We start from the raw sequence: 12,999 nt of genomic DNA, 5'->3' as shown, positions 1-12,999 counted from the left end.
GCTCGCGCATCCGATTCTAGGAGTGCGGGGCCTCTTCTAGGAGTGCGAGGCCTCGTACTCGTCGATGATCGCCTTCGGCAGTGCGCCGCGGTCGGCGACGTCCATGCCGCGGTCCTTCGCCCACTGGCGGATGATGCGGTTGCGCTCGCGCTGCTTCGTGGAATTCGGGTTGCCGCCGCGGCGGGTGCGGGTGGCCGGCGCCGAATCGTCGGCGTGGGCCTTTTCCACGTACGGGCGGATCATTTCGTCGAACTTCTCCGCATTGTCTGCGGAAAGGTCCAGGTAGTAATTGCGGCCCTGGTAGCCGAAACGAACGACCTTGACCTCTTCCGCGTCCAGCGCGGTGCCGTCTAGATCGTCGATGTACTGGATTACTTCTTTGCGCGCCATGTCTTCCCTATCTGTGGTGGGTGGCATCGGCGCCGTCACGTGCACCGTCATGCCTTCTCTGGTGTGATCTCGGTCTTGCATCGAATTGTATACGGATTTAATGGTCGGGCGCTTCAATTGCGGCGAATCTCGGTGAATTCTCAGTCGATTCGGATTCCGCATAGGCGTCGAGAAGCAAAAGTACTATGCGGCGGGTTAAACGAAATGTGCGGATGGTCCGCAAAGTCGGGTGGAATTCGTCACATCGCGGCGCTCGCCGCAGGAGTGAGCCCGGGAAGCCACGCAAAACGGCCCCGGGCGCCACTGGCGGGCGTCCGGGGCCGTCGGTCGGTCGGCCGGAGCCGGGACCGGGAAGAGGGCGCCTACGCGGGCGACACGCCCTCGCCGCGGCGCACCCGGTACCGCGCGGCGGTGTGCAGCGGGCGGTTGGGCACGGTCTTGTCGTCGACGAAGCGGTACTCGGCCACGATCTCATCGGCGCGGACATGGACGCTGACGTAGCCGTGGTTGTCGAACTCCACCCACTTCACGTGGCGGTTGGCCGTGGACAGCGCCTGCTCGGCGGCGAGCGAAATGGGGTTGCGCGGCGGCAACTTCACGATGTCGTCGATGTTCGGCGAGCTGACGGACGTGCACACGATCTCCGCGGCGGCGACGCCGTCGGCGGGGTAGCGGCCGGGCGCCACCGGCACGTCGCAGGCCCACGAGGAGTGGATGTCGCCGGTCAGGAACACGACGTTGTCGAGCCCCTGCTCGGACATGATCTGGATCAGGCGGCGGCGCTCATGGGCGTAGCCGTCCCACTGGTCGGAGTTGTAGGGGATGCCCTCCTGCGGCAGGCCCATCAGCTCGGTGATCGCGCCGGAGGTCTGCGGGTCCAGCGGCGGGATGAGCACCGGGGTGAACATCACGGAATTGCCGACCAGGTTCCACGACGCCGACGACGTCGACCACCGGTTGTGCAGGAACTTCATCTGCTCGGAGCCGAGCATCGTGCGGTTCTCGTCGTCGGTGTCGCGGGCGTTGACGAACTCGGGGGCCTTGTCGCGGTAGGTGCGCAGGTCGAGCATCGTGATGTCCGCCAGGGTGCCGTAGGCGAAGGCGCGGTAGAGGTGGCCGCCCTGGGACAGCGGGGTGGCGCGCACGGGCAGCCACTCCAGGTACGCCTGGTAGGCGGCGTCGCGGCGGGCGGCGTAGTCGCCTTCGCTTTCGGGGGAGTGATTGTCGGCGCCGGTGGCGTGGGCGTCGTCGGCGATTTCGTGGTCGTCCCAGGTCACCAGCCACGGCTTGGCGGCGTGGGCGGCCTGCAGGTCGGCGTCGGTGCGGTAGTGGCCGTAGCGGCGGCGGTAGTCGGACAGCGAGATGATCTCGTGCGCCGGCTCATGGTTGCGGATGGCGCCGTCCTTGGCCGCGTATTCGCCGCTGGCGTATTCGTACAGGTAGTCGCCGACGCACATGATGACGTCGACGTCCGGGTTGTCCGCCATGTCGCGGTAGGCGGAGAAGTAGCCCGCTTCCCAGTTGGCGCAGGAGGTCAACGCGATGCCGAGCTTGTCGGGCGTCGCCGAGGCGGCCGGGGCGGTGCGCGTGCGGCCGATGGGGGAGACCTGCCCGGCGTACTCGCCGTCGGCGACCGTGAAGCGGTACCAGTACCGGGTGTCGGGCCTCAGGCCGGTGGCGTCGAGCTTGACGGTGTTGTCGTTGTCCGGGGAGGCGGTGGTCTCGCCGGACAGGACGATCTCGGAGAAGGAGTCGTCGGTGGCCACCTCGCAGAGCAGCTTGACGACGGTGCCGGCGCCGGAACCGGGGATGTCGTCCGGGTTGGAGGTGGCGCGGGTCCACAGGAGGACGGAGTCGGGCAGCGGATCGCCGGATGCGACGCCGTGCTGGAAGACGGCGTGGCCGCCGGCGTCGACGGCCTGCTGCGCGGCTTCCTGGGCCGCGGCGGTGAAGCGGCCGGCGAGGCTCGACGTGCCGACGAGGGCGGCGGTGGCGGCACCGGCCTTGAGGACGGTGCGGCGGGACGGCGTCGGCGACGAGGGGGAGGAGCCCGAGGCGAAAGTCATGCTCTACATGACACTTGGCCAGTACCTGTATCGCCAATTCGGGGCAGCGACAGTTCACCCCGATGAGGGGGGAATTAACGAAAGGTTCATTTTTCGGTCATTCACGGTTCCCGGAGCCGAGGCCCCGCGTTCGCTGCGTTCACGTGCGGGGACCGGGCGTGAAAAAGCCGGCCGGCCCACCCGGGAAGGGCGGTCCGGCCGGCGATGGCGGGTCTAGGCGGTCAGGCCCATCTTGGCCATGATCTCGGAATCGATGCCGTCGAGCTCCGCGGAGATGGACATGTGCGCGCGGCGGCGCTGGTCCGGCGTCATGTGCTCGGCCGTCTCGATGGCGTCGACGAGCAGGTCCAGGCGGCTGCGGGCGTCCTTGACGAAGCCCATCGTGCCCGACGCCTTCGACTTCTCCAGGCGGTCCAGCGAACCGTGGATGCCCTCGATGCGGGCGCGCAGCGGGGCGCCGTAACCGTGGTGGCGGGCCACGGCGTCGCCGGTCACGCCGAAGCGGCGGGCGGAGGCGTCCTGGCCGCGGTTCTGCGCGAACGTCAGCAGCCGGTAGCCGAGCGGCAGGGCCACGGGCAGCAGCAGGCGGGCGGCGCCGACCCAGCCCTTCGCCTTGTCGGAGGTGACGCCGCGGCTGCGCTGCTGCTGGAGGATCTTCTCCGCCATGCGCGTCTGGTGCTTGTGCTTGGCCTTGAGGGCCTTCTTCTCGTCCTTCCACCCCGCCTTGCGGATCTTCTCGGCCCGCTTGGTGGCGCGCTTGTCCAGCTTCCGGTCGCGCTTGGCTTCCTTCTTGGCGGCCCTCGAATCGCGCTTGCGCTCGACCTCGGCGGCCTTGAGGCCATCGCGGTACGCCTTGTCCTTCAGCTTCGCCTCGTGCTTCGCGTCTTCCTTCGCCTTGGCCTTCGCGGCCTTCAGCTTCAGTTTCGTTTCGCGGCGGCGGTCGCGGTAGTCGCCCAAGAAGCTCATGGAATCCCTAATCTGCGGTCGGAGTCTTCGTTCGTTTCGTCGATCGAGCTGCGCCGCGGCGCGGGCCGCGGATCGTGGTCTCGTAACCAGATTAACCCCGGTTCCGGCCGGGCGATACTCTGGTTGCATCGTGAACACCGAGGATACCGTCCCGCAGCCGGTGACCGGGCCCGATTTGGTCGGGTGCCGGTATCGGCTGGTCCGCGATCGCCTGGCCGGGCCGCGGCGCCCGGGGGAGCCGGAATCGGCGCGGCGGCGCGCGGAGTTGGGCGCGCATCACCGCGCATCGGTGATTGCCGCGCTGCCCGATCCGACGGTCATCGAACCGGGGCCCGACGCCGATCTGGACACGCTGGAGGCCATCGCCGCCGGGGCGGACCTCATCGTCGGCGGCGTGCTCAGCCACGCGCGGCCGCCGGGGGACCGCGCCTTCTCCGGCATCGCGGAGGAGTCCCGCCCCGACCTGCTGGTCCGCCTCGGCGACGGCTATCTGCCGGTGCTCATCGCCGCGCACAAGCTGCTGGAGCCGCGCCGCCGCCGCACGGAGGCCGCCCGCATCCTCCCCGTCGCCCGCCTGGGCCGCCCGGGGGTCCTGGGCCGGACGCTGCGCGAGGGCATCGTGGCCGATGAGGCGCTGAAGCTGCGCCACAACGCCGCCGACGCCGTGCGCTTGGGCCAAGCCGCCGCGCTGCTGCACCGGCTCGGCGCCTCGTGCGGGCTGGTCGGGGGCATCGGCGCCGACCCGACGCGGGTGGTCGTCGCCGACGAGGGCCCTCGGGTCGCCGCGTACCGCACTGCTTTGCGACGCGCACGGGCAGCCATCCACGCCGTGGAGCGCCACGAAGCCCGGGGCCGGGAGCAGATGCCCGGTGCGGGCGGGGGAGCGTCGTCAAGCGAAAATGGCCCGCCGCCGGCGCCGAAGGTCGACGGAATCGAATGGCGCGTCGGCGAATGGCCGCTGGCGCCGCGCAAGATCCGCGAATGCCGCGGCTGCCGCTGGCGTGAAGCGTGCGAGGACGAGCTGCGCGCCGCCGACGACATCTCGCTGCTGCTGCCGGGCAACCGCGGCGACGAGTACCGGCAGGCGGGGATCACCACCATCCGGCAGCTGGCGCGGGCCGAAGGGGCCGGCGAGCACCGGCACCTGGCGCTGCTGTCGGTGTTCGGCGAGCCCGCCGCCCTGCGCGTGCGCGAGACGACGGCGCCGCGCGCCGACGTGGAAATCGACGTCGACCTCGAGGCGTACCCCGGGCACGGCGCGTACCTGTGGGGTGCCTGGACCCCCGACGACGGCTACGTGCCGCACGTGACGTGGGCGCCGCCCGGTCCGGAGGGGCTCGGCGGCGAGGCGGAGGCGCGGAATTTCGCGCTGTTCTGGGACTGGCTCATGGCGCGCCGGGCCGCCGCGCACGCCGATGGGCGGACGTTCCGCGCCTACTGCTGGGCGGCGGAGGGCGAGAACCACTGGCTGCGGCATTCGGCCAAGCGATTCGCGGGCATGGAGTTCGTCGTGGAGGCCGGCGCTCACGCGCCGGATTCCACCGGCCCGGCCCGCATCATCGCGGTGCCCGACGTCGCCGAGATCGAGCGCTTCATCTCCTCCGCGGAATGGGTCGACCTGTTCCGCGTGACCAAACGGCAGCTGATCAGCCCGGCGGGGCTGGGGCTGAAGGTCGTCGCGCCGCTGGCCGGGTTCACCTGGCGCGACGAAGACGCCGACGGCGAGGCGTCGCTGTCCTTCTACCGCGACGCCGTCGGCATCGGCGCATGCGACGCGGGCCAGGCCGGTGCGCCGGAGCCGCGCCCCGGCATGGACTCCGCCGCAGCCCGCGCGAAACTGCTGCGCTACAACGGGGACGACTGCCGGTCCACCGCCGTCGTGCGCGAATGGCTGGCCACCGGCCGCGCCACCCGCGAGATCCCCTACGTCGGCGATCTGGAGGACCGCGTCAGCGCTTCTTCCGGCCGAAGATCAGCGTCCCGCGGCTGACGAAATCCGGCGCCCTCTTCTTCAGTCCCGCAGCCCGGGCGCGGGCGGCGTTTTCGCTGACCAGCAGCTTCGCCTGCTGGAAGCGCTCCGCCCGGAACGTGGCGCGCGGGGAGCGCCACGCCGAATTGAACAGCGACTTCGTCGCCGCGATCTGGTCGGGGGACCGGCCGATCAACTGGCGGAGCATGTCGCGGGCCCGCGCGTGGGCGTCGTCAAGCGAATCCGCGGTTTCCGTGGCCAGCCCGGCCGCGACGGCCTCCGTGCCCGACAGCTCCTCGCCCGTCATGGTCAGCCAGCGGGCGCGCTCCGCGCCGACGTGGTCGGCCAGCGTGCGCGCGCCCGACATGTCGGGGATCAGGCCCCATTTGGTCTCGAGCACCGACCAGCGGGCATCGGCCGCCGTGACGCGGAAGTCCGCGCCAAGCGCCAGCTGCACGCCGCCGCCGTAGCAATGGCCGTGGACCACCGCGATGACGGGCGCGGGCAGGCGGCGCCACTCCCAGCACACCCGCTGGAACAGGTTCGCGCCGTCGCGCGCCAGCGGATTCGGGGCGAACGCGGAGACGATGTCCAGCGGCTTCTTCATCACCGACGCGAAATCCAGGCCGGCGCAGAACGACGCCCCCTCGCCCGCGAAAATCACCCCGCGCAGGTCGCGATCGCGGCGCAGCGACTTCGCCGCGGCATCGAGGCCGCGGAGCGTGGCCATGGTCAGCGCGTTGAGCTTCGCCGGCCGATTCAGCGCGACGACGGCGATGCGCGCGCCATCGAGCTCCTCGTACGTGATGGTCACCGGGTCGTCCGTGGCGGCGCCCGTGTGCTGGTCGTGGGCCGGGGTGGCGGTATCGCGGGTGTTCATGGCGCAACGGTATCCAGTGGCGGGCGGGCGCGGGCCGGATTCGGCGGGTTGGGCCCTTGTCAACGGAAACGGCCGAAAAGTCATGTATCCCATCCTGCTTCGGAATCGTGAAAGAACGCTCACCGGCGAACGCATCGTGCCGATAATCTCACCCCATGTTCGCATTTACACACCTGGTGTTCATGGGGGTCAGCGGCTGCGGCAAAACCACCGCCGCACAGCTGGCCGCCGAATTGACCGGTTGGCCGTACGCGGAGGCCGACGACTTCCACCCGAAGGCCAACATCGACAAGATGTCGGCGGGCCATCCCCTCGACGACGATGACCGCCGCCCCTGGCTGGAGGCCATGCGCGATTGGATGTCGCAGCGGGCCGCCGAGGGCGGCGCAGTCGCCGGGGGCGCCGCGATCGCGGAGGGTGCCGGTTCCGCCGGTTCGCTTGACGACGCCGGCCGCACCGCCGAGCGGCCCGGATCCATCGTGACGTGCTCCGCGCTCAAGCGCCGCTACCGTGACATTCTCCGGGAGGCCGACGGGCGCGTGGTGTTCGTGCATCTGCATGGCGACGCCTCGATCATCGAGGGGCGCCTGGCCCACCGCACCGGCCACTTCATGCCGGCGTCGCTGCTGCCCAGCCAGTACGCGGACCTGGAGCAGCTCGGCTCGGATGAGGACGGCGTCACCGTCGACCTGGCGGGGACCCCGCGGGAGATCGTCGACGCCGGATTCGCGCACGTGGGCATGGAGCCCGCGGGCGGGGCGACGACCGACACGGATGCGGCCGGAAACGAGGTCGCGCGATGATCGCCGCCTCCTCTCATCTCGGGACCTCTGATCTCGCCACTTCCAATCTCTCCACCTCTTATCTCGCCGCCGACGCCACCGCCCCGTTGACCACCGCCGGACCCGCGCAGCTGGTCATCGCGGCGCTGGTGGGCATCGCCGCCATCGTGGCGCTCATCGTGTGGGGCAAGCTGCATCCGTTCCTGTCGCTGATGCTGGGTTCGGCGGTGCTCGCACTGGTGGCGGGCATCGGCCTGACCGATACGTTCACCGCCTTCACCAAGGGCGTCGGGTCGACGGTCGGCGGCACGGGCGTGCTCATCGCGCTCGGCGCGATCATCGGCATGCTGCTGGTGAAATCCGGCGGCGCCGACGCGATCGTCGAGGGTTTCCTCGACCGCACGACCGCGGGGAAGCTGCCGTGGGTGATGGCGGCGCTGGCGTTCGTCATCGGCATCCCGCTGTTCTTCGAGGTCGGCGTGGTGCTGCTCATCCCCGTCGTCATGCTGGCGGCGAAGCGTGCGCGACAGCCCGTCATCCTGCTGGGCATCCCGGCGCTGGCCGGCCTGTCGGCGCTGCACGGCCTGGTGCCGCCGCACCCTGGGCCGCTGATCGCCATCGACGCGCTCGGCGCGAACCTGGGGCTGACGCTGGGGCTGGGCCTCATCGTCGCGGTGCCGTGCGTGGTGCTGGCCGGCCCGGTGGCGGGCAAGTTCATGGCGCGGTGGGTGCCCATCCCCGCCCCGGACACCTTCACCGCCGGCGAGCCCGTCGCGGAGGAGGACCGCCCCGGCGTCGCGGTGTCGTTGTCGGTCGTGCTCCTGCCCGTGGTGCTGATGCTCCTGCGCACCCTCGTGGAAACGGCGTGGGCCGGCGGCACCGGCAATCCGGCCCATTCGCTGGTGATGTTCGCGGGCACGCCGCTCGTGGCGCTGCTGGCGACGTCGCTGTACGCGATGTGGGTGCTCGGCATGCGCGGCGGCCGCGGCCTGAAGGAGGTCTCCGACCTGGTCGGCGCATCCTTCGCGGGCATCGCCGGCATCCTGCTCATCGTCGGCGCCGGCGGCGGCTTCAAGGAGACCCTGGTCGCGTCCGGCGTCGCCGGCGTCATCGGCGATTGGCTGTCGGGGGCGGCCATCTCGCCGCTGCTGGCGGCGTGGCTGGTGGCGGTGTTCATCCGCTTGGCGACGGGATCCGCCACGGTCGCCACCATCACCGCCGCCGGGATCATGGCGCCCATCGCGACCGGCCTGGACCCCGCGACGACCGCCCTGATGGTGCTGGCCATCGGCGCCGGTTCCGTGTTCTTCTCGCACGTCAACGACGCCGGCTTCTGGCTGGTCAAGGAGTACTTCGGCATGACCGTGCCGCAGACCCTCAAGACGTGGTCGCTGATGGAGACGATCCTGTCCGTCGTCGGCTTGATCACCGTGATGCTGCTGGGCCTGGTGGTCTGACGGTGCCGGTGGGCTGACGGTGCCGATGGGCTGAGCCGCCGATGGGTTGAGCCGCCATTGGTTTCGGCCGGCGGTCCGTGCGGTCCGTGCGGTCCGTCGGCCTGTCCGGGCCAGATGACGCGGCGAACGCGAAACCCGCCCCACCGACCGCGAAAAACGCGGGGGTGGGGCGGGTTGGTTCACCGGGCGGCCGACTTGTGCAGCGGACCGCCGGGGAGTCCCTCGATGCGCGACGGCGGAGCCGTCGCAAAGCATCCCGCGCCGCCGCCCGGAAACCGGGCGGGGCGGAAAGGAAACTTAGGCGGAAGCCTTCGCGTAACGCTCGGCGACGTCGTCCCAGTTGAAGACGTTCCAGACGGCCTTGACGTAATCGGCCTTGACGTTCTTGTACTGCAGGTAGAAGGCGTGCTCCCACATGTCGAGCATCAGCAGCGGGGTCAGGTTCACGGAAACGTTGCCCTGCTGGTCGGTCAGCTGCTCGATGACGAGACGGCCGGCGATGTGGTCGTAACCCAGGATGGCCCAGCCGGAGCCCTGCAGGCCCAGCGCGGCACCGGAGAAGTGATCCTTGAACTTCTCGAAGGAACCGAAGTCGCGGTTGATGGCCTCGGCCAGCTCACCGGTCGGCTCGCCGCCGCCGTTCGGGGAGAGGTTCTTCCAGAAGATGGAGTGGTTGGTGTGGCCGCCCAGGTTGAAGGCGAGATCCTTGGAGAGCGCGGTGACGACGCCCGCGATGGAACCGTCGTTGCGGGCGGCCTCCAGCTTCTCCAGGGCGGCGTTGGCGCCGTTGACGTAGTTCTGGTGGTGCTTGGTGTGGTGCAGCTCCATGATCTCGCCGGCGATGTGCGGCTCGAGGGCGTCGTAGGCGTAGTCCAGTTCCGGCAGCTCGTAAACGGCCATGGGTGGTCCTCCTTGGAATGTCGATTTCGCTTCTGACACCCGATGGTACCCATCCCAAAGAATTACGCAAGGTTTCATGTGCGTAATTCCGCAGGTTCGATAGGTGGGCATGCGATGACCGGCGCGCGCCGACGGGGCTGATCGCCGGCGTGTGGTCCACGCCACCGGGCGTACGTACGCGACGGTACCCGCGAACGCGGATCGGGGTCGGGGCGCGGCGTTCGAATCGGCGCTTCCGGCGCTCACGGTCGCCCGGCCCGCCGCGTATCCTCGCGCCCATGACTGCTTTCACCCCGACCGACATCCTCGACGACGGCGGCCGCGTCGCCGGTGAGCACCTGGTCCTGGGCACCCCGTACGGCGGGCCGTGGCCCGAGGGGCACCACGCCATGATCGTCGCCGCCGGCTGCTTCTGGGGCGTCGAAAAGCTCCTGTGGAATGCGCCGGGAGTGTGGACGACCCTGCCCGGCTACGCCGGCGGGGCGACGCAGTGGCCGTCGTACCGCGAGGTCTGCGGCGGCCGGACCGGGCACACCGAGTCCGTGCTCGCCGTGTTCGACCCCGCGCGGACCAGCTTCGCGCAGCTGCTGCGCCTGGTGCTGGAAAACCACGACCCGACGCAGGGCGACCGCCAGGGCAACGACATCGGCCCGCAGTACCGCTCGGCCGTGTTCCCGCTCGACGCGGAACAGGCGCGCGTGACGGAGGAGACCCTCGCGGCCTACGCGCCGCGGCTGGCGGCGGCCGGGTTCGGGCCCATCACCACGGAGGTCACCCCGCTGGACCGGACCCCGACCGGGCGCTTCTGGGTCGCCGAACCCTTCCACCGCGGGTACCTGGAGGCGAACCCGGGCGGATACTGCCCCGTGCACGCCACCGGCGTCACCTGCGGTTAGCGGGCGGCGGGTTCGCCGCCTTCGCGCGTCTCGCCGCCGCCCAGGCGCTTGGCGGCCTCTTCCTGCACGCGATCGATCTTGTCGGCGTACTTGCCGCCGGTGCGCTCGTCGATCACGTCGCCCGCCTTCTCGATGCCCTGGCGGACCTTGTCCGGATTCTTGTCGATGAAATCCTTGGCCTTGTCGATGAGGCTCATGGCGCGTCGCCTTTCGTGCTGGTCCGCGGCGCGTGGCGGCGCGGAATCGGTGCCGGTCCGGGGTGGTAAAGCCGGGGTCGGAGCCGGCGGAGGGGTCCCGCACACAGAATAACGCCCGCTGCCCGGGGGATTCCCGGGAAACGGGCGCCATGCACGTGACGTGCGCTACTGCTGGGGCTGCTCGCCCTCGCCGTCGGCGAGATGCTTGCGGGCGGCGTCCTGCGCCTTGTCGATCTGCTCGGAGTGCTTGCCGCCGGTGCGCTCGTCGATCGCGTCGCCGGCCTTGTCGATGCCCTGGCTCACCTTGTCCGGGTTGTCGGCGGCGAACTGCTTGGCCTTGTCGAAGATTCCCATGTTTCGCATCCTTTCCTGGTTACGGTGACCGCACGGGCCGTCGACCCGTCCAGCCGTCGAACACGGCCCACGGTACGTAGGTTCCGTCGATCCCGCAGGGCGACCGGGAGATGCGCGCTACGCCTTGGGCGGCAGATTCCTCCGGCCCCACTTGGCGATCCTCTTGAACCGCACCCCCGCGGCTCCCGCGTGGTCGTCGTCGAGCTCGCAGCCCAGCACGGCCGCCCAGGCCGGCAGCGACTCGGCCTCGTACCTGTGCCCGTGGCCGTCGCCGACGTCCACGCTGACCAGGCCGTCGATGAGCACCTGCAGGAACGTCACCGCCGGGAACCACCGCATCGCCGACAGCACGTCGCGGCCCAGGCGCTCGCGCAGCCAATCGGGCCGCCGCCACGCCAGCGGATAGTCCCACCACACGATCGGATCGGACGCGTGCTGCAGGTACGCCACGCGCGGATGCTCCCATTCGCCCAGCGGCTCGCCGCCGTAGGTCTCCCACAGCTCCTGCGGGCGGGTGGCGAAGCGCACGTTCCGGCCGCCGTCGATCACCGGCGCGATCTCCGGCGATCCCGCGTCGCGGGTGCGCGTCAGCTCCTTCCAGATGGGCGTGAACTGCGGCGTGCCGGTCCACACCGCCCCGTCGACCGAGGCGAGCATGTCCGCGACGTCGTCGAACGCCCCGTTGCCGCCGAAGCCGCCCAGCGACTCGCCGGCGATGATCAGCTTCGGCCGGTCGCCCTCCGGCAGCCGTTCCCATTCCTCGCGGATGCGGCGGAACAGCGCGCGGCCGGCCTCCGGGGGCGTGTCGTGGTCAGCCAGCCACGCCACCGGCGACGGCAGGTCCGAGTACTGCAGGCCCACCTGCGCGCAATTGCCGCCGGTGAAGAACTCCACCGCCATCAGCCCCCACGGCGGTATCCATCCGGTGCCGGTGGTCACGTGGATGACCAGGTGATCCCGGCGGAATGCGCCGGTGCGGTGCAGCTCCCGGATGATCAGCTCCGTCTGGAACTTCAGCGACCGCCCCCGCACCTTGCCCGCGTACACGCGGATCGGCTCCATGACCTCGTCCGGCTTCCGCTTGGTCACCGCGGCGATGTCCCGCGCCCGCGGCCCGTCGGCCACCATCGACCGGCCCTGCGCCCCCAGCGCGTGCCACGGCTCCAGCGACCACGGGCTGCCCGAGCGCTCCGGCTCCCACGGCTGCACGCGGCCCGGCATCACCCGCATGTTCACCCGGTGGGCGTTGCGGTAGACGCGCTCGATGGTCCTGCGCACCAGCAGCTTGTCGACGGCCAGCCCCAGCCCTCCGCCGACCACGATTCCCGCGGTCACGGGCGCGACGCCCCGCGGCACCCACGGGCGCAGGGCGCGGCGGATCCGGTCGAAGACGAACTCCGCGGCGAACGTCAGCCCCTGCGTGGCCAGGTACGCCCCCGACGCCATGACCGTGCCGCCGAACTGGGCCCGCGCGGACGACAGCGCGTCCATGCCGACGAGCCCGCCGATGGACTGCTGGTGCTGGATCGACCGCCACCACACCCACGCCGTGGCGGCCGTCATCGACCCGTGCCATGCCATGGCGATGGTCCGCTCCGTGCGCACCGACGGCGCGAACCGGCCCAGCTTCGTCCTCCGCAACCGGGCGTCGGCCAGGCGGAACCCGTAGCCGACCGCGACGCCGACCACGTGGCCCGTGATCTGCGCGCCGAAGGAGACCATCGCCGTCGACCCCCACGGCCGCGGCATCAGCGACGGGCTGAACGCCGCCCACGACGCGATCTCGGCGCCGACCAGCCCCGGGTTCGACGGGATCCCCCGCCACGGGCGCGAACGCCGGCGGATGGGCAGCCCCGTGCTCACGGCGCGGGCCGTTTCACGGGCCACCGTTTCGCGCAACCGCGCCTCACGGAGCCGCGTCACCGGCTTCAGCGAGCGCACGAAATCCATGTTCCTCATACTGTCAGACGCCAGAAGGAATTTCCGCTGCTCCCACGGGAACACGCCCCGCCTGCCGCGCCGGGGCGTCGTAAAGCGGTTACCGTGCATGTGTCCAGGGTCACCGGACAAAACCCTGTCAAAACCAGTGCCCAAGCGGGCATAATCGGACACAGGTACACAACCATTGGGGCGTGAACGGAC

Annotated in this window: 12 protein-coding genes; 4 read left to right on the top strand and 8 right to left on the bottom strand. The window is 70.6% G+C overall.

Annotated elements, in window-relative coordinates:
• Positions 1-36: 36 nt before the first annotated feature.
• The 3 genes from CHAN_RS13390 to CHAN_RS13380 form a co-directional block, all read right to left on the bottom strand.
• Positions 37-390: a histone-like nucleoid-structuring protein Lsr2 gene (locus CHAN_RS13390; RefSeq protein WP_290290530.1), complete on the bottom strand. Its 354-nt coding sequence runs from the start codon at positions 388-390 to the stop codon at positions 37-39.
• Positions 391-752: 362 nt separating this feature from the next.
• Positions 753-2,456 carry an alkaline phosphatase D family protein gene (locus CHAN_RS13385; protein WP_290290528.1) on the bottom strand — a complete coding sequence of 568 codons (1,704 nt, stop codon included), beginning with the start codon at positions 2,454-2,456 and terminating at the stop codon, positions 753-755.
• 213 nt (positions 2,457-2,669) lie between these two features.
• Positions 2,670-3,422, bottom strand: a complete 753-nt coding sequence (locus CHAN_RS13380; protein WP_290290526.1) for a DUF6474 family protein — start codon at positions 3,420-3,422, stop codon at positions 2,670-2,672.
• A gap of 130 nt (positions 3,423-3,552) precedes the next feature.
• On the opposite strand from CHAN_RS13380, the gene CHAN_RS13375 reads away from it, so the two are divergent.
• Positions 3,553-5,412: a ribonuclease H-like domain-containing protein gene (locus CHAN_RS13375; RefSeq protein ID WP_290290524.1), complete on the top strand. Its 1,860-nt coding sequence runs from the start codon at positions 3,553-3,555 to the stop codon at positions 5,410-5,412.
• Here CHAN_RS13375 and CHAN_RS13370 read toward each other — a convergent pair.
• Positions 5,372-6,271 (bottom strand): crotonase/enoyl-CoA hydratase family protein, encoded by a 900-nt coding sequence (locus CHAN_RS13370; RefSeq protein WP_290290522.1) that lies wholly within the window; start codon positions 6,269-6,271, stop codon positions 5,372-5,374. The genes CHAN_RS13375 and CHAN_RS13370 overlap by 41 nt on opposite strands.
• Before the next feature lie 155 nt (positions 6,272-6,426).
• Between CHAN_RS13370 and CHAN_RS13365 the strand changes: the two genes are divergently transcribed.
• Together CHAN_RS13365 and CHAN_RS13360 are read left to right on the top strand one after the other, a co-directional pair.
• Positions 6,427-7,074, top strand: coding sequence for a gluconokinase (locus CHAN_RS13365; protein ID WP_290290520.1), 648 nt, complete (start codon positions 6,427-6,429; stop codon positions 7,072-7,074).
• Positions 7,071-8,510, top strand: a complete 1,440-nt coding sequence (locus tag CHAN_RS13360) for a GntT/GntP/DsdX family permease (RefSeq protein ID WP_290290518.1) — start codon at positions 7,071-7,073, stop codon at positions 8,508-8,510. The genes CHAN_RS13365 and CHAN_RS13360 overlap by 4 nt, the downstream gene beginning before the upstream one ends.
• Positions 8,511-8,807: 297 nt before the next feature.
• Here the strand turns inward: CHAN_RS13360 and CHAN_RS13355 are convergent, their stop codons facing one another.
• Entirely contained in the window at positions 8,808-9,410 is a 603-nt protein-coding gene (locus CHAN_RS13355) for a superoxide dismutase (RefSeq protein WP_048739529.1), read from the bottom strand.
• A gap of 278 nt (positions 9,411-9,688) precedes the next feature.
• Here CHAN_RS13355 and msrA point away from each other — a divergent pair, with 278 nt between their 5' ends.
• Positions 9,689-10,306, top strand: coding sequence for a peptide-methionine (S)-S-oxide reductase MsrA (gene msrA, locus CHAN_RS13350; protein ID WP_048739530.1), 618 nt, complete (start codon positions 9,689-9,691; stop codon positions 10,304-10,306).
• Here the strand turns inward: msrA and CHAN_RS13345 are convergent.
• The 3 genes from CHAN_RS13345 to CHAN_RS13335 all read right to left on the bottom strand — a co-directional run bounded on the left by CHAN_RS13345 (position 10,303) and on the right by CHAN_RS13335 (position 12,807).
• On the bottom strand, positions 10,303-10,503 hold the full coding sequence (locus CHAN_RS13345; RefSeq protein WP_290290514.1) for an antitoxin: 201 nt from the start codon (positions 10,501-10,503) through the stop codon (positions 10,303-10,305). The genes msrA and CHAN_RS13345 overlap by 4 nt on opposite strands.
• Before the next feature lie 165 nt (positions 10,504-10,668).
• On the bottom strand, positions 10,669-10,857 hold the full coding sequence (locus tag CHAN_RS13340) for an antitoxin (protein WP_290290513.1): 189 nt from the start codon (positions 10,855-10,857) through the stop codon (positions 10,669-10,671).
• A 117-nt stretch (positions 10,858-10,974) separates the two neighbouring features.
• On the bottom strand, positions 10,975-12,807 hold the full coding sequence (locus tag CHAN_RS13335; protein WP_290290510.1) for an alpha/beta-hydrolase family protein: 1,833 nt from the start codon (positions 12,805-12,807) through the stop codon (positions 10,975-10,977).
• Positions 12,808-12,999: the final 192 nt, after the last annotated feature.

The sequence above is a fragment of the Corynebacterium hansenii genome (genome assembly GCF_030408795.1).
Lineage (GTDB): Bacteria > Actinomycetota > Actinomycetes > Mycobacteriales > Mycobacteriaceae > Corynebacterium > Corynebacterium hansenii.
The sequence above is the reverse complement of the archived record's forward strand: the minus strand, read 5'-3'. Positions and strand labels throughout refer to the sequence as shown.